General features: G+C 66.6%; 17 protein-coding genes. 11 read left to right on the plus strand and 6 right to left on the minus strand.

From position 1 onward, the window contains the following. Window positions 1-78: 78 nt before the first annotated feature. Window positions 79-1398: an NAD(P)/FAD-dependent oxidoreductase gene (locus tag FHW81_RS08300; protein WP_003098280.1), complete on the minus strand. Its 1320-nt coding sequence runs from the start codon at window positions 1396-1398 to the stop codon at window positions 79-81. A 177-nt stretch (window positions 1399-1575) separates the two neighbouring features. Next, window positions 1576-2064 (minus strand): transcriptional regulator DadR, encoded by a 489-nt coding sequence (gene dadR, locus FHW81_RS08305; protein ID WP_003096535.1) that lies wholly within the window; start codon window positions 2062-2064, stop codon window positions 1576-1578. A 153-nt stretch (window positions 2065-2217) separates the two neighbouring features. Between dadR and FHW81_RS08310 the strand changes: the two genes are divergently transcribed. The 9 genes from FHW81_RS08310 (at window position 2218) to FHW81_RS08350 (ending at window position 11901) form a co-directional block, all read left to right on the plus strand. Next, window positions 2218-4785, plus strand: coding sequence for a YdbH domain-containing protein (locus FHW81_RS08310; protein WP_023085871.1), 2568 nt, complete (start codon window positions 2218-2220; stop codon window positions 4783-4785). 20 nt (window positions 4786-4805) lie between these two features. Beyond that, entirely contained in the window at window positions 4806-4997 is a 192-nt protein-coding gene (locus FHW81_RS08315; RefSeq protein ID WP_003096523.1) for a YnbE family lipoprotein, read from the plus strand. A gap of 12 nt (window positions 4998-5009) precedes the next feature. Beyond that, window positions 5010-5354: a YdbL family protein gene (locus FHW81_RS08320; protein WP_003098276.1), complete on the plus strand. Its 345-nt coding sequence runs from the start codon at window positions 5010-5012 to the stop codon at window positions 5352-5354. Between the two features lie 356 nt (window positions 5355-5710). Continuing rightward, entirely contained in the window at window positions 5711-7009 is a 1299-nt protein-coding gene (dadA, locus tag FHW81_RS08325; RefSeq protein ID WP_003098274.1) for a D-amino acid dehydrogenase, read from the plus strand. Beyond that, a complete protein-coding gene (locus FHW81_RS08330) occupies window positions 6984-7337 on the plus strand; it encodes a RidA family protein (protein ID WP_003098273.1) in 354 nt (117 codons plus the stop codon). Before dadA ends, FHW81_RS08330 begins: the two co-directional genes overlap by 26 nt. 90 nt (window positions 7338-7427) lie before the next feature. Further along, the gene (gene alr / locus FHW81_RS08335) at window positions 7428-8501 is read left to right on the plus strand and encodes an alanine racemase (RefSeq protein WP_070698134.1); all 1074 of its coding nucleotides are present in this window, start codon (window positions 7428-7430) and stop codon (window positions 8499-8501) included. A 150-nt stretch (window positions 8502-8651) separates the two neighbouring features. Beyond that, complete coding sequence (locus FHW81_RS08340; RefSeq protein ID WP_003096513.1) at window positions 8652-9200, plus strand: cupin domain-containing protein; 549 nt, start codon at window positions 8652-8654, stop codon at window positions 9198-9200. Window positions 9201-9403: 203 nt separating this feature from the next. Continuing rightward, entirely contained in the window at window positions 9404-9832 is a 429-nt protein-coding gene (locus FHW81_RS08345; protein WP_003096511.1) for a c-type cytochrome, read from the plus strand. 209 nt (window positions 9833-10041) lie between these two features. After that, window positions 10042-11901, plus strand: a complete 1860-nt coding sequence (locus FHW81_RS08350; protein ID WP_003123719.1) for an acetyl-CoA hydrolase/transferase C-terminal domain-containing protein — start codon at window positions 10042-10044, stop codon at window positions 11899-11901. Window positions 11902-11908: 7 nt separating this feature from the next. Here the strand turns inward: FHW81_RS08350 and FHW81_RS08355 are convergent, their stop codons facing one another. From FHW81_RS08355 to rep, 3 genes are all read right to left on the minus strand, one after another. Then, complete coding sequence (locus FHW81_RS08355; RefSeq protein WP_003096508.1) at window positions 11909-12481, minus strand: xanthine phosphoribosyltransferase; 573 nt, start codon at window positions 12479-12481, stop codon at window positions 11909-11911. A 163-nt stretch (window positions 12482-12644) separates the two neighbouring features. Next, window positions 12645-14363: a thiamine pyrophosphate-dependent enzyme gene (locus tag FHW81_RS08360; protein ID WP_003098265.1), complete on the minus strand. Its 1719-nt coding sequence runs from the start codon at window positions 14361-14363 to the stop codon at window positions 12645-12647. 133 nt (window positions 14364-14496) lie between these two features. Continuing rightward, window positions 14497-16506 (minus strand): DNA helicase Rep, encoded by a 2010-nt coding sequence (gene rep / locus FHW81_RS08365; protein WP_003110454.1) that lies wholly within the window; start codon window positions 16504-16506, stop codon window positions 14497-14499. Window positions 16507-16693: 187 nt separating this feature from the next. On the opposite strand from rep, the gene FHW81_RS08370 reads away from it, so the two are divergent. Further along, a complete protein-coding gene (locus tag FHW81_RS08370) occupies window positions 16694-18370 on the plus strand; it encodes a putative bifunctional diguanylate cyclase/phosphodiesterase (RefSeq protein WP_003121292.1) in 1677 nt (558 codons plus the stop codon). On the opposite strand, the gene FHW81_RS08375 is transcribed toward FHW81_RS08370, so the two are convergent. Beyond that, the gene (locus FHW81_RS08375) at window positions 18282-19748 is read right to left on the minus strand and encodes a NorM family multidrug efflux MATE transporter (RefSeq protein WP_070698133.1); all 1467 of its coding nucleotides are present in this window, start codon (window positions 19746-19748) and stop codon (window positions 18282-18284) included. The two genes, FHW81_RS08370 and FHW81_RS08375, sit on opposite strands and share 89 nt — an antisense overlap. Before the next feature lie 148 nt (window positions 19749-19896). Between FHW81_RS08375 and FHW81_RS08380 the strand changes: the two genes are divergently transcribed. Next, the gene (locus tag FHW81_RS08380) at window positions 19897-20814 is read left to right on the plus strand and encodes a LysR substrate-binding domain-containing protein (protein ID WP_003098255.1); all 918 of its coding nucleotides are present in this window, start codon (window positions 19897-19899) and stop codon (window positions 20812-20814) included. Window positions 20815-20823 lie beyond the last annotated feature (9 nt).

Genomic DNA, 20823 nt, shown 5'->3' on the forward strand with positions numbered 1-20823 from the left:
GTGCGAATTCTAGGAGTTTTCCTCGGAAGAGCGATGCCCCGCCTGATTTTTTCAGAATCCACCGAGCCTCGGATGGGCTCAGCTACCGAGTTTTTCCTTCAGCCGGTACCAGGCCATGCCCAGCGCCAGCAGTGGCGAGCGCAGCAGCTTGCCGCCGGGGAAGGTGATGTGCGGCACCTTGGCGAACAGGTCGAAGCCGTCGCTCTGCTGGCCGCCGATGGCTTCGGCGAGCAACTGCCCGGCGAGGTGCGTGGCGTTCACCCCGTGTCCGGAATAGGCCTGGGCGAAGTACACGTTGGGTTGCCCCGGCAGGCGGCCGATCTGTGGCAGGCGATTGGCGCCGATGCCGATCATGCCGCCCCATTGGTAGTCGATGCGGACGTTCGCCAGTTGCGGGAATACCTCCAGCATCTTCGGCCGCATGTAGGCGGCGATGTCGCTGGGGTCGCGGCCGGAATAATGGCAGGCGCCACCGAACAGCAGGCGGTTGTCGGCGGAGAGCCGGTAGTAGTCGAGGGCCACGCGCTGGTCGCACACCGCCATGTTCTGCGGCAGCAGTTGGCGGGCCAGTTTCTCGTCCAGCGGTTCGGTGGCGATCACGTAGCTGCCGGCCGGCAGTACCTTGCCGCCGAGCAGCGGGTTGAGGTCGTTCATGTAGGCGTTGCAGCCCAGCACCAGGGTCTTCGCCCGTACTTTGCCGGTGGCGGTATGCACCTGGACTTCCGTGCCGTAGTCGATCCGCGTCACCGGCGAGCGCTCGAACAGGCGGACGCCCAGCGACTGGGCAGCGGCGGCTTCGCCGAGGACCAGGTTGAGCGGGTGCAGGTGGCCAGAGCCCATGTCCACCAGGCCGCCGACATAGCGATCGGAGCCGACCACGCTGCGCATCTCCGCGGCCGGCACCAGGCGCATCTCGTGGCGATAGCCGAGGGCCTGGAGTTCCTCCATGTCCTCGCGGAAGCCCTGGTAGTCGCCGGGCTTGTTCGCCAGGTCGCAGTAGCCCCAGCGCAGATCGCAGTCGATGGCGTACTGCTCGACCCGGCGACGGACGATCTCCACCGCCTCCAGGCCCATCAGCTTGAGTGCCTTCACGCCGTCGGCGCCGATCACCGGGAGGAACTGCTCGACGTCATGGCCGACGCCGCGGATCAACTGGCCGCCATTGCGTCCACTGGCGCCCCAGCCGATCCGGTGCGCTTCCAGCAGGACCACGGAGAAGCCGCGCTGGGCCAGTTCCAACGCCGTGTTCACTCCCGAGAAGCCGCCGCCGACGACGCACACGTCGGCCTGTTCTTCGCCGGCCAGGGGAGGGCACTCGATGCGTCGGTTGAGCGTGGCGGCGTAGTAGGAGGGGGCGTGTTGGGCGGTATGCACCGGCTGGTGAACGCGGGCGTTCATGTGTGAAATCCTGATTATTATGTGTGGAAAATTTGACGGAGCATAAACGTCAGTCGAGGCGCTCGCCAAGGGCGAAAAAGGAAAAAACTGCGAGGTGTTGCGGGGATCGTGTACAGAAAAGACGGTGTTTCCCGTCTATGCCGGGAGTCCTGGCGGACTCCCGGAAAGTGCCTTGGGTCAATCCGGAACCGGTAGGTCGAGCGATTCCTTGACCTCTTCCATGACGATATAGCTCTTCGACTCGCGTACGTGCGGCAGTTTCAGCAGGATGTCGCCGAGCAGCTTGCGGTAGGACGCCATTTCCGAGATGCGAGCCTTCACCAGGTAGTCGAAGTGGCCGGACACCAGGTGGCATTCCAGCACATGGGGCAGCTTGAGCACCGCCCGGCGAAACTCTTCGAAGGTATCGCCGGACTTGTAGTCCAGGCTGATCTCGACGAACACCAGCAGGCTGGCCTTCAGATGCTGCGGATTGAGCCGGGCGTGATAGCCCATGATCAGGCCTTCGCGCTCCAGGCGGCGCACGCGTTCGGTGCAGGGTGTGGTCGAGAGGCCGACGCGTTCGCCCAGCTCGGTGAAGGAAATGCGACCTTCCTCCTGCAGGATGCGGAGGATGTTGCGGTCGATCTTGTCCAGCTCGCGCTTGCTCTGATGCTGGGTACGCATGGATGGAGGCTCCCCGTCTGGCTCGGAAAATCCGGAAATTTTCCGCCAATATAACGTCGAAAGCAGGGAAAAACACTGGCCAGGGAAAACGCCTTGATCTTGCACGAGGGCCCCGCCACCCTTGGCCGGGTCGGCAACGGACAGAGGTAGGACATGCGTTTGCGCAGAAGGACGACGTTGCTGCTGGTATTTGCAGTGCTGTTGCTGCTGGCGTTCGGCTACGGCTGGCATGCCTGGCGCAGCCTGTTGCGCGAGCAGGGTGTCGAGCGCCTGGAGTGGCAAGGCCTGGGCCTGTCCGCCGAAGGCATCGGGCTGCGACGGCTGGCGCTGGAGCGGCGCGGCGCGGATGGCGCCAGCCTGCGACTGGACGTGGAACACGCGCTGCTGCGCTGGCCCGGGCTGTCGGGTTGGCGTCCGCGTCTACCCGGCCTGCGCGTGGAGCAAGTGGCGCTCGCCTGGCAACCGGCTGCCGCGAGTTCCGACGACGACTCCGCTGCGCTGGACTGGACGTCCCTGCGCGAGACCCTCGCCTGGCTGCCGGAACAGATCCACCTCGAACGCTTCCATCTCGACCTGCCTTGTCCCGCCGGCCGCTGCGAGCAGGACGGCGGACTGGACATCGGCCGCCCGTCGGGAGCGCTGTTTCCGCTGGCTGCGCAACTGCGCCTGCAACAGGAGGCGCAGCAGGCCCAGCTCGACGCCCAGCTCTTCGAGGAGCCTACCGGTTGGCGCCTGCGGACGCGCGCGCAACTCGACCGGCAGGCGCTGCTGACGCTGGACAGCCAGCTCGCGCCGTCCGATGGCGACGGCCTCTGGCAGGGGCGCCTGGAGGCGCCCGGCCTGCCGGACACCCGTGGCCTGGTGGTCTGGCTCAATCGCTGGTTGCCGGAAGCGCAGCGCCTGCCCGACGCACCGCAAGCCCTGCGTCTGCAAGCGGACTGGACGATCCGCCTGGCGCCTGGCAGCGACTGGCTGGAGCCGCGCCGGGTGCTCGACGGCGGTGGCTCGGCGGCGCTGCTGGTGCAGGCTCCGCAAGCCTGGCCGCTGCCCGGTCTGGGTAATGTACAGGGCGAACTGCAAGTCCAACTGGATGGAGACGAGGGCGCCTGGTTGCCACGCCAGCTGCGCAGCGACTTGCGCCTGAGCCAGTTGCACGGCGAGTGGTTGCAGGCGCTGCCGGCCGAGTTGCGGCCGAGCGCGCTGGGCTTGCGCAGCGAGCCGCTGGAGCGCGATGCCGATAGCGTCACCGCGTTGCGCCTGGCGTTCACCAGCGAGGGCGCGAGTACGCTGAAGCTGGAGACGCGGCTCGACCTGCTGGGCATCTCGCCGTGGGCCGCCAGGCTGGTGGAGGGTCGCTTGCAGGTGGACGCGCCGCGCCTGCAATACCTGGGCTGGAAAGCCGAGCGACTGGTCGCGGAGATTCCCCTGGAGGGCCGGCTGGACGGGCAGCGCGCCAACCTCTCCTTCGGCAGGGGCGCGCGGTTGCAGGCGGCGTCCCTGGCCGAGCCGTCGACGCTGCACCTTGGCCAGCCCCGCCTCGACCTCGCCGGGGCCGCTCTCGAACTGGCCTACCAGCCGCTGGCGCTGCATTTCGCCGGGCCGCTGCAGGCGCAGGTCGGACAACTCCGCCAGGCCAACCTCAAACCGTTGGCCTGGACCTTCGAGGGGCCGCTCGACACCACCCTCGAGCGCACCAGCCTGAAGGGACGGCTGAGCAACGGCGCGGGGTTGGCGGCGGACATCCAGCTGCAGCGCGACGCGAAGACGCCCCTGGCGCTCTCCGCCAGGCTGGCCGAGGTGTTCTTCCGTACCGGCAATCCGCTGGCCGCGACCCTCGCCGACTGGCCGGGGCTGCTCGAACTGGGCAATGGGCGAGCGACCGCCGCGGCCGGCTGGAAGCTCGATGCGGCGGGCGCCTCGTCCCTCGACCTGGACCTGACCCTGAAAGGCCTCGACGGTATCTACGACCGCAGCGAGCTGAAGGGGCTGGGCGGCAGCCTGGCCTTGCGCCTGCGTGGCGGTCAGTTGAGCCTGGACAGCCCCGGCCTGAGCCTGGCCGAGGCCAATCCCGGCCTGCCGCTGGGGCCGGTGAGTTTCCGCGGGCGCTATGAGGCCCCGCTTTCCGCGCCGGGCAGCGGCCGTTTGAGCTGGCAGACGTTGCAGAGCGGCCTGTTCGGCGGGCAGGCCTCGGTCCCCGCGGGGAGCATCCGCCTGGGTCAGGCTGAGCAGAAGTTCGCCTTGCGTATCCAGGGCATACAACTCGGCGAGATTTTCCGGGTCTATCCGGCGGAGGGCCTGGCCGGCGAAGGCGCCCTGGACGGCGAGCTGCCGCTGATGCTGAACCGCTGGAAGCCCAGCGTCTCCGGCGGCCAGGTCAAGGCCCGCGAGCCCGGCTACCTGCGCTTCCGCTCGGCGAAGATCGAGGCGCTGGGGCGCAGCAACCCGGGGATGAAGCTGGTCGCCGATGCCCTCGACGATTTCCACTACGACGTCCTGCAAAGCAGCGTCGATTATCATGAGAACGGCAAGCTGTTGCTCGGCCTGCGCTTGCAGGGCAGCAACCCGGACCTGGAGAAGGGGCGCCCGGTCAACCTCAACGTCAATCTGGAGGAGGATATCCCGGCACTGCTGACCAGCCTGCAACTGAGCGACCGGGTCAGCGAAACCATTCGCCAACGTGTGCAGGAGCGCATGCAGAAACGCAAGGCTTCGGCGCCATGAGCCATACAGGAGAACCCCCGATGCGCCTCTGCGCTCTATTCGCTGTCCTGCTGCTGGGCAGCCTGACGATGGCCTGCACGCCCACCGTGCAGCTGGCGGCTCCCAGCGAGCCGATCAACATCAATCTCAACGTGAAAATCGAGCACGAGATCTACATCAAGGTCGACAAGGCTCTGGACGGCATCATCAACGAGAACAGCGGCCTGTTCTAAAGGAGCGGATCCATGACAACCCGTAGCAAACTCGGTATCGCCCTGCTGGCCCTCGGCATCAGCCTTTCCGCCATGGCGATGGACCTCGGCCAGGCCATGTCGGCCCTTGGCGGCGCCAAGGCCCAGGGCCTGGTCGGCGAGCAGGCGGACGGCTACCTTGGCGTGGTCAGCAACAGCGGCCAGGCGGCGGACATCGCCGCGCAGATCAATGCCGCGCGGCGTGCCGAATACCAGAAGGTGGCCAACAGCAGCGGCGCTTCGCTGGCCGACGTGGAGGCCATGGCCGGCAAGAAGGCGATGGAGAGAACCCCTGCCGGGCAGTACGTCCAGGTCGGCGGCAAGTGGGTGAAGAAATAGCGCGAAGGCTCCGCGAGCGCTCTGGGACGCTGCTCCGGTCGCAAGGGCCGGGCAGTGTCCGCGGAATTTTTCCTGTCGCGAGCGGTTCCTTCAGGGACTCCTGCCGTTTTCCATGGCTTCTGCGACAGGCTTTCCCGAAAAAGCGACTCCCGGCCTGAGTTCGATCATTTAAATATGCGGTATTTTTCCAGTTTTATGGTGGATGCGCCTCGGTAAAACCCCTGATTGTCCGGTTTTTTACCTGAGTAACCGCCTAAAATTGGTGATTATTTCTGCCTGCCTCTTCCTATACTGCGCGCATCTACACGCTCAAAATAACAAACGTCCGCGGTTCCTCCGCGACGTGGGAGGCGACAATGCGAGTTCTGGTCCTTGGCAGCGGTGTCATCGGTACCGCCAGTGCGTATTACCTGGCCCGTGCCGGGTTCGAGGTGGTGGTGGTCGACCGTCAGGACGGTCCCGCGCTGGAAACCAGCTTCGCCAACGCCGGCCAGGTGTCTCCCGGCTACGCTTCGCCCTGGGCAGCCCCGGGCATTCCCCTGAAGGCCATGAAGTGGCTGCTGGAAAAGCACGCGCCGCTGGCCATCAAGCTCACCTCCGATCCCAGCCAGTACGCCTGGATGCTGCAGATGCTGCGCAACTGCACCGCCGAGCGCTACGCCGTGAACAAGGAGCGCATGGTCCGCCTGTCCGAGTACAGCCGCGATTGCCTCGACGAACTGCGCGCCGAGACCGGCATCGCCTACGAGGGCCGCACCCTCGGCACCACCCAACTGTTCCGCACCCAGGCGCAGCTGGACGCCGCCGGCAAGGACATCGCCGTGCTCGAGCGCTCCGGCGTGCCCTACGAGGTTCTCGACCGCGACGGCATCGCCCGCGTCGAGCCGGCCTTGGCCAAGGTCGCCGACAAGCTGGTCGGCGCCTTGCGCCTGCCCAACGACCAGACCGGCGACTGCCAGCTGTTCACCACCCGCCTGGCGGAAATGGCCAAGGGCCTGGGCGTGGAGTTCCGCTTCGGCCAGAACATCGAGCGCCTGGACTTCGCCGGCGACCGCATCAACGGCGTACTGGTCAACGGCGAATTGCTCACCGCCGACCACTACGTGCTGGCCCTGGGCAGCTACTCGCCGCAACTGCTCAAGCCGCTGGGTATCAAGGCTCCGGTCTATCCGCTGAAGGGTTATTCGCTGACCGTGCCGATCACCAACCCGGAGATGGCGCCGACCTCGACCATCCTCGACGAGACCTACAAGGTGGCGATCACCCGCTTCGACCAGCGCATCCGCGTCGGCGGCATGGCGGAAATCGCCGGCTTCGACCTGTCGCTGAACCCGCGCCGCCGCGAGACCCTGGAAATGATCACCACCGACCTCTATCCCGAGGGCGGCGATATCAGCCAGGCGACCTTCTGGACCGGCCTGCGCCCGGCGACCCCGGATGGCACCCCGATCGTCGGCGCCACCCGCTACCGCAACCTGTTCCTCAATACCGGCCACGGCACCCTGGGTTGGACCATGGCCTGCGGGTCGGGTCGCTACCTGGCCGACCTGATGGCGAAGAAGCGCCCGCAGATCAGTACCGAAGGCCTGGATATTTCCCGCTACAGCAATTCCCCGGAGAACGCCAAGAATGCCCATCCAGCGCCAGCACACTAACGAGCGTATGAGCCAGATCGTCGTCCACAACGGCACCGTCTACCTGGCGGGCCAGGTGGGCGAGGACATGTCCGCGGGCGTCGAGCAGCAGACCCGCGAGACCCTGGCGGCCATCGAGCGTCTGCTGGAAGAGGCCGGCACCGACAAGACTCGGATCCTCTCGGTGACCATCTACCTGAAGGACATCGACGCCGACTTCGAAGGCATGAACCGCGTCTGGGACCAGTGGCTGCCGCGCGGCGTCGCGCCGGCGCGCGCCACCGTCGAAGCCAAGCTCTGCGAGCCGGAGATCCTGGTAGAGATGTCGGTGGTCGCTGCGCTGCCCTGAGTTTTGTCTGGCCCGGCCGGAGAGCCGGGCTTTTTTTCGCCTGATGAAAGGTGCGCGATGCCGCACCTCGCTGAAGAGAGACCCGTCGCCATGCGCCCCGCCCGTGCCCTGATCGACCTGCAAGCCCTTCGTCACAACTATCGGCTGGCCCGCGAGGCCACCGGCGCCCGTGCGCTCGCGGTGATCAAGGCGGACGCATACGGCCACGGCGCAGTGCGCTGTGCCGAAGCGCTGGCGGCCGAGGCCGATGGCTTCGCCGTGGCCTGCATCGAGGAGGGCCTGGAGCTGCGCGAGGCTGGTATCCGCCAGCCGATCCTGCTGCTGGAGGGCTTCTTCGAGGCGTCCGAGCTGGAGCTGATCGTCGCCCACGACTTCTGGTGCGTGGTGCATTGCGCCTGGCAATTGGAGGCGATCGAACGCGCCAGCCTGGCCCGCCCGCTGAACGTCTGGCTGAAGATGGATTCGGGCATGCACCGCGTCGGCTTCTTCCCCGAGGACTTCCGCGCCGCCCACGAGCGCCTGCGGGCCAGCGGCAAGGTGGCGAAGATCGTGATGATGAGTCACTTCTCCCGCGCCGACGAACTGGATTGCCCGCGCACCGAGGAACAGCTCGCCGCCTTCGCGGTCGCTAGCCAGGGCCTGGAAGGCGAGATCAGCCTGCGCAATTCGCCAGCCGTGCTCGGCTGGCCGAAGGTGCCCAGCGATTGGGTACGTCCGGGCATCCTGCTCTACGGAGCCACGCCGTTCGAGCGCGCACATCCGCTGGCCGATCGCTTGCGCCCGGTGATGACCCTGGAATCGAAGGTGATCAGCGTCCGCGACCTGCCGGTCGGCGAACCGGTCGGCTACGGCGCGCGCTACAGCACCGAGCGTAGCCAGCGCATCGGCGTGGTCGCCATGGGCTACGCCGATGGCTATCCGCGCCACGCCGCCGACGGCACCCTGGTGTTCATCGACGGCAAGCCGGGGCGCCTGGTTGGCCGGGTATCGATGGACATGCTCACCGTCGACCTTACCGACCATCCCCAGGCCGGGCTGGGCAGCCGGGTCGAACTATGGGGCCCGAACGTGCCGGTCGGCGCCCTGGCGGCGCAGTTCGGCAGCATTCCCTACCAGCTGCTGTGCAACCTGAAAAGGGTGCCGCGCGTCTATTCCGGGGCTTGAGAAAAACTTTCCGAATTCTTTGCGCAGGCATGTCGACCGATCTGTTGTAAATACTGAACAGTGTTGCCATGATACGGCCGACTTGGGGTCGCCAGCCGTGTGCGGCCTCGTTTTGCCTTGCCTGCCAGAAGAATAAGGAGGACTCCACCCTTGGACGTCGGTGCTCGTCTGCAAACCATCCGAAAGCTCAAAGGTCTTTCCCAGCGCGAACTCGCCAAACGGGCGGGTGTCACCAACAGCACTATCTCGATGATCGAGAAAAACAGCGTGAGCCCTTCCATCAGTTCGCTGAAGAAGGTGCTGGGCGGTATCCCCATGTCCCTGGTGGAGTTCTTCTCCCTGGACCTGGAGCAGGACAGCCATACCCAGGTTGTCTACAAGGCAGACGAACTGATCGACATTTCCAGCGGCGCGGTGTCCATGCGCCTGGTGGGCAAGGCGCACCCGAGCCGGGCGATCGCCTTCCTCGACGAAACCTACCCGCCGGGCTCCGACACCGGCGAGGAAATGCTCAACCACGAAGGCGAGGAGGCCGGCGTGCTGGTCGACGGGCGCCTGGAACTGACCGTCGGCAGCGAGACCTATGTGCTCGAGCGCGGCGACAGCTACTATTTCGAGAGCAACAAGCCGCACCGTTTTCGCAATCCCTACGATGTGCCGGCACGCTTGATCAGCGCCACCACGCCCGCAAATTTCTGACCTGAAGCACAAGACCCCGCCGGGCCCGAAGGGCGCCGGCCGACAAGGGGCATGCGGGGCTGCGACCTAATGCCGCAAGGCTTTGCGAGGGTGTGCAATTGTTTCTGCCGGGCTTTCTTTGCCGTTATACTTGCGCCCGCCCGCGCGGCCCGCAGTGATCGGTATCGTGCCCGGGTGTGATAAGCCACGATGAGGGTGTAAGGGTGAACCTGATTAAAAAAATGCTGGCGGCCCAAGCTGCCGTGTTGGCCCTGTGGGCTGTAAGCGCTCAGGCTACGACCACTGACGATGCGATCGCCAAGCGCCTCGAGCCGGTAGGCAAGGTCTGCGTACAAGGCAAGGAATGCGAAGGCGTCGGCGCCGTCGCGGCAGCCGCCGGTGGCGGCGGTGCGCGTTCCGGCGAAGACATCGTCGGCAAGACCTGCAACACCTGCCACGGCACCGGCCTGCTGGGCGCGCCGAAGGTTGGCGACAAGGCCGAGTGGGGCAAGCGCGCCAAGGAGCAGGGCGGCCTCGATGGCCTGCTGGCCAAGGCGATTTCCGGTATCAACGCCATGCCGCCGAAAGGCACCTGCGCCGATTGCTCGGACGACGAGCTGAAAGCCGCGATCAAGCATATGTCCGGTCTGTAACAACGCCGGAACCGTGTCGCGAAAAGCCGCCTCCTGGCGGCTTTTTCGTATCCGCGGTGCGGGTTTTTCCCGCTGGCGGATCGTCCCGCCGGCAAACAGGGTCCAAACTTCCGGCTACCCATTCGCCGGAGGGCATCGTCTTGAGCCGAACCTGTTCCATCGACGCCGCAGTCGATCACTTGCTGCAGACCATCGAGGGCCCGATTCGCATGGGCCTGCCCCTCGGGCTGGGCAAGCCCAACCGACTGGTCAATGCGTTGTACCAGCGCCTGCGGACCCTGCCGGAGCGCCAACTGACGCTGTATACCGCGCTTTCCCTGGGGCGTCCCGCCGCTGGCGGCGACCTGCAACGGCGTTTCCTCGAGCCTTTCGCCGAACGGGTCTTCGCTGACTACCCGGAGCTGGATTACCTGCACGCCCTGCGCCGCGACGAACTGCCGGCGAACATCCGCGTCGAGGAGTTCTACCTGCAGCCCGGCAGCCTGCTGGACAGCGCGCCGGCGCAGCAGCACTACATCAGTTGCAACTACAGCCACGTCGCCCGCGACATCAATGCCAAGGGCGTCAACGCGGTGGCCCAGCTGGTGGCGCGGCATCCCGAGCGGCCGGGTAAGCTGAGCCTGGCCTGCAACCCGGATATCACCCTGGACCTCCTGCCGATGCTGGAGAAGCGTCGCGCCGCTGGCGAGACCATCGTCGCCATCGGCGTGGTCCACGATGACCTGCCCTACCTGCCGGGCGACGCCGAGGTCGAGGAGTCGGTATTCGACCTGCTGATCGACGCGCCGGCGGAAAGCAGCCGGCTGTTCTCCACGCCGAACATGCCGGTCAACCTGCAGGATCACTGTATCGGTCTCCACGCCAGCGCGCTGGTGCGCGACGGCGGCACCCTGCAGATCGGCATCGGCTCGATGGGCGACGCGCTGACCGCCGCCCTGCTGCTGCGCCAGCGCGACAACGCCACCTACCGGGCGTTGATCGACGAGCTGGGTGTGCGTGCGCGCTGGGCCGAGACGATCGAGCGCGACGGTGGCCTGGAGCCGTTCCGCCGGGGGCTTTACGGTTGCAGCGAGATGTTCGTGCCGGGTCTGCTGGCGCTGGCCGAGGCCGGCGTGCTGAGCCGCCGGGTCTACCCCGACGAAGCGCGGCAGCGTGCCGCCGAGCGCGGCGAGGCGCCGGTGGAGGGCGGGGTGTGGCTGCACGGCGGCTTTTTCCTCGGTCCGTTGGCGTTCTACCGGCGCCTGCGCGAGATGTCGCTGGAAGAGCGCGCCGGGATCGGCATGACCGGCATCGGCTTCGTCAACAACCTGTACCGCCAGGAAGAGCTGAAGCGTCTGCAGCGGCGCGACGCGCGCTTCATCAACAGCGCCTTCACCGTGACCCTGCTCGGCGCCGGGGTCGCCGACCAGCTGGAGGACGGCCGGGTGCTCAGTGGCGTCGGCGGGCAGTACAACTTCGTCGCCCAGGCTCACGAGCTGGAGGGCGCACGTTCGATCCTGATGCTGCGTAGCTGGCGCGAATCCGGCGGGGAGGTCAGTTCGAACATCGTCTGGCAGTACGCCCACACCACCATTCCCCGGCACTTGCGTGACATGGTGGTGACCGAGTACGGGATCGCCGACCTGCGCGGCAAGAATGACGCGGAAGTGATCGCCGCGCTGCTGGCCATCGCCGACTCGCGCTTCCAGCAGGCGCTGGCCGAGCAGGCCCAGTCGGCCGGCAAGCTGCCGAAGGATTTCGTCCTGCCCGAACGCTATCGCAACAATACCCCGGAGCGCCTGCAGGCCTTGCACCAGGCCCACGCAGCGGCGCTGCCGGAGTTTCCCCTGGGCAGCGATTTCGACGAGGTCGAGCAGGACCTGCTGCGGGCGCTGGGTTGGCTCAAGCGCAAGCTGAAGCTGAGCGAGATCCTCGAACTGGGCAAGGCGACCCTGGATGCGCCGGAGCCAGAAGCCTACCCGGCGCATCTGCGGCGCATGGACCTGGACGATCCGCAGGGGCTTCGCGAGGAACTCTACCAGCGCTTGCTGCTGGCCGGCCTGCGAGCCAGCCAGGAAGAGCGGGGCTGAGTGGCGCTCAGTCGAGGAACTCGACCTGACCGCCGGCCAGCGATTTCACCCGGGCCAGGGACTCGACCCGGTAGCCTTCGCTTTCCAGCAGGGCGCGGCCATCCTGGAAGGATTTCTCGATGACGATGCCGAGCCCGGCGATGCTCGCGCCGGCCTGGCCGATCAGGTCGATCAGCGCCTTGGCGGCATGGCCGTTGGCGAGGAAGTCGTCGATCACCAGCACGTGGTCGTGGGCGTTCAGGTGCTTGGCCGAGATGGCGATGGTGCTCTCGGTCTGCTTGGTGAAGGAGAACACCTTGGAGATGTACAAGTTGTCCTTCAGGGTCAGCGACTGGTACTTGCGGGCGAAGATCACCGGGACGCCCAGCTCCAGGCCGGCCATGACCGCCGGGGCGATGCCGGAAGCCTCGATGGTGACGATCTTGGTGATGCCCTGGTCGCGGAAGCGCATGGCGAACGCGTGACCGACCTGCTGCATCAGCTGCGGGTCGATCTGGTGGTTGAGAAAGGCGTCGACCTTGAGTACGTGCTCGGAAAGGACGATGCCTTCCGAGCGGATTTTGTCTTTGAGAATGTCCACGGGTGGCTTCCTGCGAAGCGGCTGTCGCTGATGAAGCGCGGCATTGTACCGCCAGCCGGCGCCGCGCGCGACGTTCTCTCGGACGAGCGAACATGATCGAGCGGTCAGGAATCCGCGCCTGCCCGGCGCGGCCCCGTGGCAGGCGGGCCGCGCCGCTGCCGGCTCATTTCAGCAGGTTGTTCACCAGTAGCGTCTCGACGTCCTTGAAGCGCCCGCTGAGCACGGCCTTGGCGGCGTAGAGCGCGGTGTCGGCGACCTGGCCGAACTCGATCTTCGGCGGCATCACCAGCTCCGCAGGGTTGGTATGCACGTCCAGCAGCGCCGGACCGGGCTGGGCGAGGAACTCCTGCACCGCCGCCTCGAGCTCCTCGGAGCGCGTCACCTTGCGTCCGTGGAAGCCGATCACTTCGGCGAGACGGGCGAAGTCCGGGTTGAGCAGGTCGGTGTAGTTGTCCAGCAGGCCCTCGACCTTCTGTTCCAGCTCGACGAAGTTCAGCGAGGCATTGTTCAGCACCACTACCTTGATCGGCAGTTTTTCCTGGATGGCCGTCAGCAGGTCGCCGAGCAGCATGGCCAGGCCGCCGTCGCCGGAGATCGAGATCACCTGGCGCTCGGGGTAGGCCTTCTTCAGCCCCAGCGCCTGGGGCATGGCGTTGGCCATGGTGCCGTGGACCAGGCTGGTGAGGGTGCGGCGCTTGCCGTTGCTGTGGATGTGACGCAACAGCCAGACCATCGCCGAGCCGCCGTCGGCGGTGAACAGGGCGTCCTCGCTGGCGTGCTGGTCGAGCAGGCTGACCAGGTGCTGCGGATGGATCAGCTCGCCCTTGCCGGCTTGCTCCTCTTTTTCCAGCGTCCGCAGCGAGCGCTCGCGGTGCTCCAGGCACTCGTCGAGGAAGCTGCGCTCCTCGCGGGCTTCGAGCAACGGCAAGAGCGCCTCGAGGGTGGGGATCACGTCGCCGACCACGCCGAGATCGATGGGGTGGCGGCGGCCCAGGTGACTGCCATCGCGGTCGACCTGGATCAGGGTGGCCTTCTGCGGATAGAACTGCGCCCAGGCGAAGTCGGCGCCGAGCAGCAGGAGGGTGTCGCACTCGGTCATCATGTGGAAGCCGGACTCGATCCCGAGCATACCGGTCATGCCCATGTTGAAGGGGTTGTCGTACTCGACGAAGTCCTTGGCCCGCGACGTGTGCGCGATGGGCGCCTTGAGGCGGTCGGCGAGGGCCACCAGCAGGTCGTGGGCGCCCTGGCAGCCGGAGCCGGCGTAGATGCCGATCTTCTTGCCGTGGGCCAGCAGGCGGGCGACGTCCTGCAGTTCGGCGTCGCTGGGGCGCAGCACCGGTTGCGGGAAATGCACCGAGAACGGCAGGTCGTCCTTCACCGTGGCCTGGCTGATGTCGGCCGGCAGGATCACCACCGCCACGCCGCGCCGGTTGAGCGCCGCCTGGCAGGCCAGGGCCACCACCCGGCGCGCCTGTTCCGGGCTGTGCACCTGCTCGCAGAACACCGAGCAGCTGGCGTAGACCGCCTTGAAGTCGACCTCCTGGGGAAACTCCATGCCCAGTTGCGGGGTAACGATCTGGCTGGCGATCAGGACCATCGGCGCGCGGTTGCGCTGGGCCTCGTAGACGCCGTTGATGAAGTGCAGGCTGCCCGGTCCGCAGGAGCCGGCGCAGGCGGTCAGGCGTCCGCTGATGTAGGACTCGGCGCCCGCGGCGAAGGCCGCCGCTTCTTCGTGGCGCACGTGGACCCACTGGATCTGGCTGCGATGGATGGCGTCGGTGACATGGTTGAGGGTGTCGCCGACGATGCCATAGCAATGGCGGACGCCGGCGGCTTCCAGGGTTTCCACGACGATCTCGGCGACTTTCTTGCTCGACATGAAGCTGTCCTCGAATGGAATTCGTTAGCTAGCTAATTTTGGTCGCGCGTGGAGCGGCAAAAGTTCCTCGCCCGAGGCTAGGCATCGGGCAAGACACTTTTGTGAAAATCGAGACAGTCGAGGCGCGGCGGGCTCAGCGCTTGAGCATGGCGCGGATGTCGGCGAGGGCGGCGTTGCCCTTGGCCGCCTTGACCTCTTGCGGGGCGTCTTCCATGCCTTCCCATTCGAGGTCTTCGGGGGGCAGTTCGTCGAGGAAGCGGCTCGGCGAGCAGTCGATGATCTCGCCGTATTGCTTGCGCTTGGCGGCGAATGTCATCGCCAGGTTCTGCCGCGCGCGGGTGATGCCGACGTAGGCCAGGCGGCGCTCCTCTTCCACCGTGTCGGCCTCGATGCTGGAACGGTGGGGCAGGATCTCTTCCTCCATGCCCATGATGAACACGTAGGGGAACTCCAGCCCCTTCGACGCGTGCAGGGTCATCATCTGCACGCCTTCGGCGCCTTCCTCTTCTTCCTGCTGGCGCTCCAGCATGTCGCGCAGGACCAGCTTGGCGATGGCCTGCTCGATGGTCATGTCGCCTTCCTCGTCGCGCTCGAGGGTGTTCTTCAGTGCCTCGATGAGGAACCAGACGTTGCTCATGCGGAATTCGGCGACCTTGTCGCTGGAGGCGTTCTGCCGCAGCCAGTTCTCGTAGTCGATGTCCATCACCATGCTGCGCAGCACGGCGATCGGCTCGTTCTCCGCGCACTGTCGGCGGATACCGTCCATCCAGCGCTTGAAGCGTTGCAGGCGTTCGTGGAAACGGCTGTCGAGGTGCTCGGCCAGGCCCATCTCGTCGCAGGCGGCGTACATCGAGATCTTGCGCTGGGTGGCGTAGTTGCCGAGCTTCTCCAGGGTCGCCGAACCGATTTCCCGGCGCGGCACGTTGATCACCCTGAGGAAGGCGTTGTCGTCGTCGGGGTTCACCAGCAGGCGGAAGTAGGACATCAGGTCCTTCACTTCCTGGCGCCCGAAGAAGCTGGTGCCGCCAGAGAGCCGATAGGGAATCTGGTGGTGCTGGAGCTTCAGCTCCATCAGCTTGGCCTGGTGGTTGCCACGGTAGAGGATGGCGAACTCGCTGTACGGCCGCTCGGTGCGCAGGTGCAGGGTGAGGATTTCCATGGCGATGCGCTCGGCCTCGGCGTCCTCGTTGCGGCAGCGGATCACCCGGATCGGATCGCCGTGGCCCATCTCGCTCCACAACTGCTTCTCGAATACGTGCGGGTTGTTGGCGATGAGGACGTTCGCGCACTTGAGGATGCGGCTGGTGGAGCGGTAGTTCTGCTCCAGCATCACCACCTTCAGCGAAGGGAAGTCTTCCTTCAGCTGCATCAGGTTTTCCGGACGCGCGCCGCGCCAGGCGTAGATCGACTGATCGTCGTCGCCGACCACGGTGAACTGGGCGCGGTCCTTCACCAGCAGCTTGACCAGCAGGTACTGGCTGGCGTTGGTGTCCTGGTACTCGTCCACCAGCATGTAGCGCACCTTGTTCTGCCACTTCTGGAGGACGTCCGGATGTTCCTGGAACAGCTTCACCGGTTGCAGGATCAGGTCGTCGAAGTCCACCGCGTTGTAGGCGCGCAGGGTGCGCTGGTAATGCAGGTAGACGATCGCGGCGGTCTGCTCCTTGGGGTTGCGGGCCTTTTCCAGCGCCTCCTCCGGAAGGATCAGGTCGTTCTTCCAGGCGCCGATGTAGTTCTTGATCTCGTCGACGCCGTCGTCCCCGGAATACTCCTTCTGCATGATGTCGGTCAGCAGCGCCTTGATGTCCGACTCGTCGAAGATCGAGAAACCGGGCTTGTAGCCGAGCCGTTCGTGTTCCTTGCGGATGATGTTCAGGCCGAGGTTGTGGAAGGTCGAGACGGTCAGGCCCTTGCCCTCGCCGCCGCGCAGCAGGGTGCCGACGCGCTCCTTCATCTCCCGCGCGGCCTTGTTGGTGAAGGTCACGGCGACGATGTACTGGGCGCGGATACCGCACTGCTGGACGAGATAGGCGATCTTGCGGGTGATCACGCTGGTCTTGCCGGAGCCGGCGCCAGCCAGGACCAGCAGGGGACCGCCGACGTAGTTCACGGCTTCTTGCTGCCGGGGATTGAGTCGGGACATAGGAACAGGCCGGAAGAGAGGGTTGAAGCGGGGGCGTATTCTAACAGGCTGGCTGGCATCCGCGAGAATTAGCGTGCAAGCTGTGACCGATCCCGAGATCGTTCACGCCATTTTGCTGTAGATTCCCTACCGCATTAGGATGATGCCGTTCGTTCTTTACGAAGATTCTTAAAACTTTGGAGGTTGCTTGTCAGCGCCCGCAGAACCCTTGCGCCTGCTCCTTCTGGCGGATACGCCGGACTGGGCGCCACTGCTAGGTGAACGCCTGAGAGCGCTGGGGCCTGCCTTTTCGCTGAGCATCGTCACCACCTGGGAGGGCGCGGCCACCCTGTTCGCCGCCGAGCCCCGGGGGCTGCTCCTGGCCACGCCGGCCTGCCTGCCGCTGGGGACTCCCTGTCCCTGGCCGGTGATCCTGCTGTTGCAGCAGGAGCCGGCGCAGGCGCCGGTTGGGGTGGTCGACTGGCTGGCCGCCGAACAGCTTTCCGAGGACAGCCTGCGCCGCTGCCTGCGCTACGCGCGCGAGCGCCTGGGTTTGCAGGCGACCCTGCAACTGCTCGCCGAGCAGGATCCGCTGACCGGCATCGCCAACCGCCAGGGCTTCCAGACCCTGCTCGCGGCGCGCCTCAGCGAATTCGACGGGCGTGGCCTGGTGCTCGGCCACCTCGACCTGGACAACTTCCGTCACGTCAACGATTCCCTCGGCCACCAGGGCGGCGACCGCCTGATCCTGCAGGTGGTCAACCGCCTGCGCGGCTTCATGGAGAACGGCGACAGCCTGGCGCGCCTGGGCAGCGACGAGTTCGCCCTGCTGCTGGACACCCGTCGCGATCCGCAACGCGCCGAGCGGGTCGCCGAACGCATCGTCGAATGCCTCGGCGAGCCCTACTGGATCGATGGCGAGAGCCTGTTGCTGGGTTGCAGCCTGGGACTCGCCCATGCACGTGCCGACGAAGGTGCCGACCCGCTGATGTGGCATGCGCACATCGCCATGCAGCAGGCCAAGAGCCGCCAGGGTTGCACCTTCCATGTCTTCGACGAACGCATCAACCGTGGCGTGCGCAGCCTCGCCGACCTCGAAGCCGAACTGCGCCGGGCGCTGCGTCGCGACGAGCTGGAGCTGCACTACCAGCCGCGACTGTGCCTGGACAGCGGGCGCATCGTCGGCCTGGAGGCGCTGGTGCGCTGGCGCCACGGCGAGCGGGGCCTGCTCACGCCCAGCGAGTTCGTCCCGCTGGCCGAGGAGAGCGGGCTGATCGTGCCGCTCGGCTACTGGGTCATCGCCCGCGCCCTGCGCGACATGCAGTGGCTCAACGGGCGCGGTCTGGAGCCGTTGCACATGGCGGTGAACCTGTCGTTCCGCCAGTTCCAGGACAGCCAGTTGCTGCCGACCCTGCAACGGTTGATCGAAGAGCACGGCGTCGACGCGCGCTGGCTCGAGTTCGAACTGACCGAGACCGCCGTGATGCGGCGCAGCGACCAGGTGCTGCAGACCATGCAGGCGCTCGGCCAACTGGGCGTGCGCTTTTCGCTGGACGACTTCGGCACCGGTTTCTCGTCCTTCGTCCACCTCAATAGCCTGCCGATCACCCTGTTGAAGATCGACCGCAGCTTCGTCGGCGGCATGGACCAGCGGGCGGAAAACTTCCAACTGGTGCGGGCGATGATCAACCTGGCGCACAACCTCAACCTGGAAGTGGTTGCCGAAGGCGTGGAGACCCTGCGCCAGCAGGAGCAGTTGCGCGATTTCGGTTGCGACCAGGTGCAGGGCTACTGGATCAGTCCGCCGCTGCCGTTGGCGGAACTGGCGCGTTTCCTGGGCATCGGCGAGCGCTCGGCGCACCGCGGCCAGCCGCTCGGCAATTGAGCGCCGACGCCTCGCTGGCCGTGGCTTTCGGCAGCAACCGCGCGGTCTTCCACTCGAAGGCCAGGGTCAGGCCAATGGCCGCGCAGGCCAGGCCGCCGGCCAGCCCCCACCAGACGCCCGCGGCGCCCCAGCCGGCCGCGAACGCCAGCAGGCAGGCCAGCGGCACGCCGACCAGCCAGTAGCAGGCCAGGCCGACCAGGAAGGTGGTGCGGGCGTCCTTGAGACCGCGGATCGCGCCCATGGCGACGTTCTGGGTGCCGTCGAACAGCTCGAACCAGGCGGCGATCGCCAGCAGCGAGACGGCCATCGCGGCCACCTCCCGGTTGGCCGGGGCGTCGCGGTCGAGGAACAGGCCGATGATGGCCTCCGGCATCCACCAGAAGAGCCCGGCGAAGAGCAGCATGCACAGCGCGCCGAAGCCGATGCCGACACGCCCGGCGCGGCGTGCTTCGAGCAGGCGGCCGGCGCCGAAATGCTGGCCGATGCGGTAGGTGGTGGCGTACGACAACCCCACCGGCACCATGAACGCCACGTATACCGCCTGGATGGCGATCTGGTGCGCGGCCAGGGCGTGATCGCCGATGATGCCCATGCACAGGGTGGCGGCCGTGAACATCCCCGACTCCACCGCGTAGGTGCCACCGATGGGCAGCCCCAGGCGCAGTATCTCCTCGACCATCGCCCGCTGCGGCCGTCCCAGTCCGCGCAGCAGCGAGTACTCGGCATAGGCCGGCTGCAGGCGGATATACAGGGCCAGCAGCAGCGGCATGCAGTTCATGACGAGGGCGGTGACCAGGCCGATACCGGCCAGGCCCAGGCGCGGCAGGCCGAACAGGCCTTCTATGAAGGAATAGTTGAGAGCCAGGTTGGCCAGCGCGCCGAGCACGCTGATCGCCATCACCGGGCCGGCGCGGTCGATGGCGCTGGTGAAGCCGCGCAGGACCATGAAGGCCATGTAGCCGGGCAGGGCGAATGTCAGGCTGTGGAGGAACTGCATGGCGCCGTCCACCGTCTGCGGCGCCTGGCCGAAGACCAGGAGCAGCGGCCGCAGGTTCCATAGCAGCAGGCCGGCGGCCAGGGCCAGCGCGGCGCCGACCCAGAGTCCGGAGCGAGCGGCCGCGGCGGCGCCAGCGGCGTCGTCGCAGCCGTGACGGATCGCCACCAGGTTGCCGACCGCTGCCACCACGCCGACACAGAACGTCGAGACGAAGGCGTAGCTGACCGCGCCCAGGCCGCCGGCGGCCAGCGCGTCGGGGCCGAGCTTGCCCATCATCACGGTGTCGGTGAAGACCATGGCGACATAGGCCAGCTGGGCGGCGATCAACGGGCCCGCCAGGCGCAGGATGGCTTTGAGTTCGACGAGGGATGGCGAGGACATGGATGAGTAAGGCTCAGGAGGAGATGGTTGCCGCGATGGCCTGTCGGCGTTGAGAATGCGGCTATTCTCGGTGCGACTGGCATGGCTCCACAAAAGGAAAAACAAGATGCCAGGCATGAGTAAAAGTCATGAAAGAGGTAATTCCCCAATGACCCGTCGCCTGCCCCCGCTGTATGCCCTGCGCGCCTTCGAGGCTGCCGCCCGGCACGCCTCTTTCACCCGCGCCGGCGAGGAACTGGCGATAACCCAGAGCGCGGTGAGCCGGCACATCCGTACCCTGGAGGAGCACTTCGGTTGTCGTCTGTTCGAGCGCCATGGCCGCCAGTTGCAGCTGACCGAGCCGGCACGCCTGCTGCTGCCCGGGCTGCGCGACGGCTTCGATGCGCTGGAACGGGCCTGCACCGCCCTGCGTGTGGACGACGCCACCCTGCGCCTGAAGGCGCCTTCCACCCTTACCCTGCGCTGGCTGCTACCGCGCCTGAGCCGCTTCCGCCACCTGAACCCGGATATCGAGGTGCAGCTCACCAGTGCCTGGATGGATGTGGACTCGGTGGACTTCCAGCGCGAGCCTTTCGACTGCGCGGTGTTGCTGGGCAGCGGCCAGTTCAGCCCGGAATGGGAAACGGCAGCGCTGTTCGCCGAATGGCTGGTGCCGGTCTGCGATCCCGACGAGGCCGTGGAGCCCTGGACCCTCCAACGCCTGCGTGACAGCGAGTTGCTGCACCCCACGCCGGATCGTCGCGACTGGCGACGCTGGCTGCAACGGACCGGGCTGGGGGAGGAGGTGTCGCTCAAGGGCGGCCAGGTGTTCGACACGCTGGAACTGGGCATCGTCGCCGCCGCGCGAGGCTATGGCGTGTCCATCGGCGACCTGGTGATGGTCGCCGAGGATGTCGCCCAGGGCCGCATCGGCCTGCCCTGGCCGGTGGCGGTGGCCAGCGGCGAAAGCTATCACCTGGTCTGGCCTCGTGCCCGCAGGGGACAGGAACGCTTCCAGCGATTGCGCGACTTCCTCCTCGCGGAGGTGGCGGCGATGCGTCTGCCCGTCGTCGAGCGGCTGGCGTGACGCCGCCGG

This window comes from Pseudomonas sp. RC10-4-2 (assembly GCF_050433085.1).
GTDB lineage: Bacteria > Pseudomonadota > Gammaproteobacteria > Pseudomonadales > Pseudomonadaceae > Pseudomonas > Pseudomonas aeruginosa.

Bases quoted from the DNA above. Each gene is read 5' to 3' on its own strand.
- FHW81_RS08375 (WP_070698133.1), bottom strand. From the start codon at position 19,748: ATGTCCTCGCCATCCCTCGTCGAACTCAAAGCCATCCTGCGCCTGGCG.
- dadA (WP_003098274.1), top strand. From the start codon at position 5,711: ATGCGAGTTCTGGTCCTTGGCAGCGGTGTCATCGGTACCGCCAGTGCG.
- FHW81_RS08360 (WP_003098265.1), bottom strand. From the start codon at position 14,363: ATGTCGAGCAAGAAAGTCGCCGAGATCGTCGTGGAAACCCTGGAAGCC.
- alr (WP_070698134.1), top strand. From the start codon at position 7,428: ATGCGCCCCGCCCGTGCCCTGATCGACCTGCAAGCCCTTCGTCACAAC.
- FHW81_RS08320 (WP_003098276.1), top strand. From the start codon at position 5,010: ATGACAACCCGTAGCAAACTCGGTATCGCCCTGCTGGCCCTCGGCATC.
- dadR (WP_003096535.1), bottom strand. From the start codon at position 2,064: ATGCGTACCCAGCATCAGAGCAAGCGCGAGCTGGACAAGATCGACCGC.
- FHW81_RS08350 (WP_003123719.1), top strand. From the start codon at position 10,042: ATGGGCCTGCCCCTCGGGCTGGGCAAGCCCAACCGACTGGTCAATGCG.
- rep (WP_003110454.1), bottom strand. From the start codon at position 16,506: ATGTCCCGACTCAATCCCCGGCAGCAAGAAGCCGTGAACTACGTCGGC.
- FHW81_RS08330 (WP_003098273.1), top strand. From the start codon at position 6,984: ATGCCCATCCAGCGCCAGCACACTAACGAGCGTATGAGCCAGATCGTC.
- FHW81_RS08300 (WP_003098280.1), bottom strand. From the start codon at position 1,398: ATGAACGCCCGCGTTCACCAGCCGGTGCATACCGCCCAACACGCCCCC.
- FHW81_RS08310 (WP_023085871.1), top strand. From the start codon at position 2,218: ATGCGTTTGCGCAGAAGGACGACGTTGCTGCTGGTATTTGCAGTGCTG.
- FHW81_RS08380 (WP_003098255.1), top strand. From the start codon at position 19,897: ATGACCCGTCGCCTGCCCCCGCTGTATGCCCTGCGCGCCTTCGAGGCT.
- FHW81_RS08315 (WP_003096523.1), top strand. From the start codon at position 4,806: ATGCGCCTCTGCGCTCTATTCGCTGTCCTGCTGCTGGGCAGCCTGACG.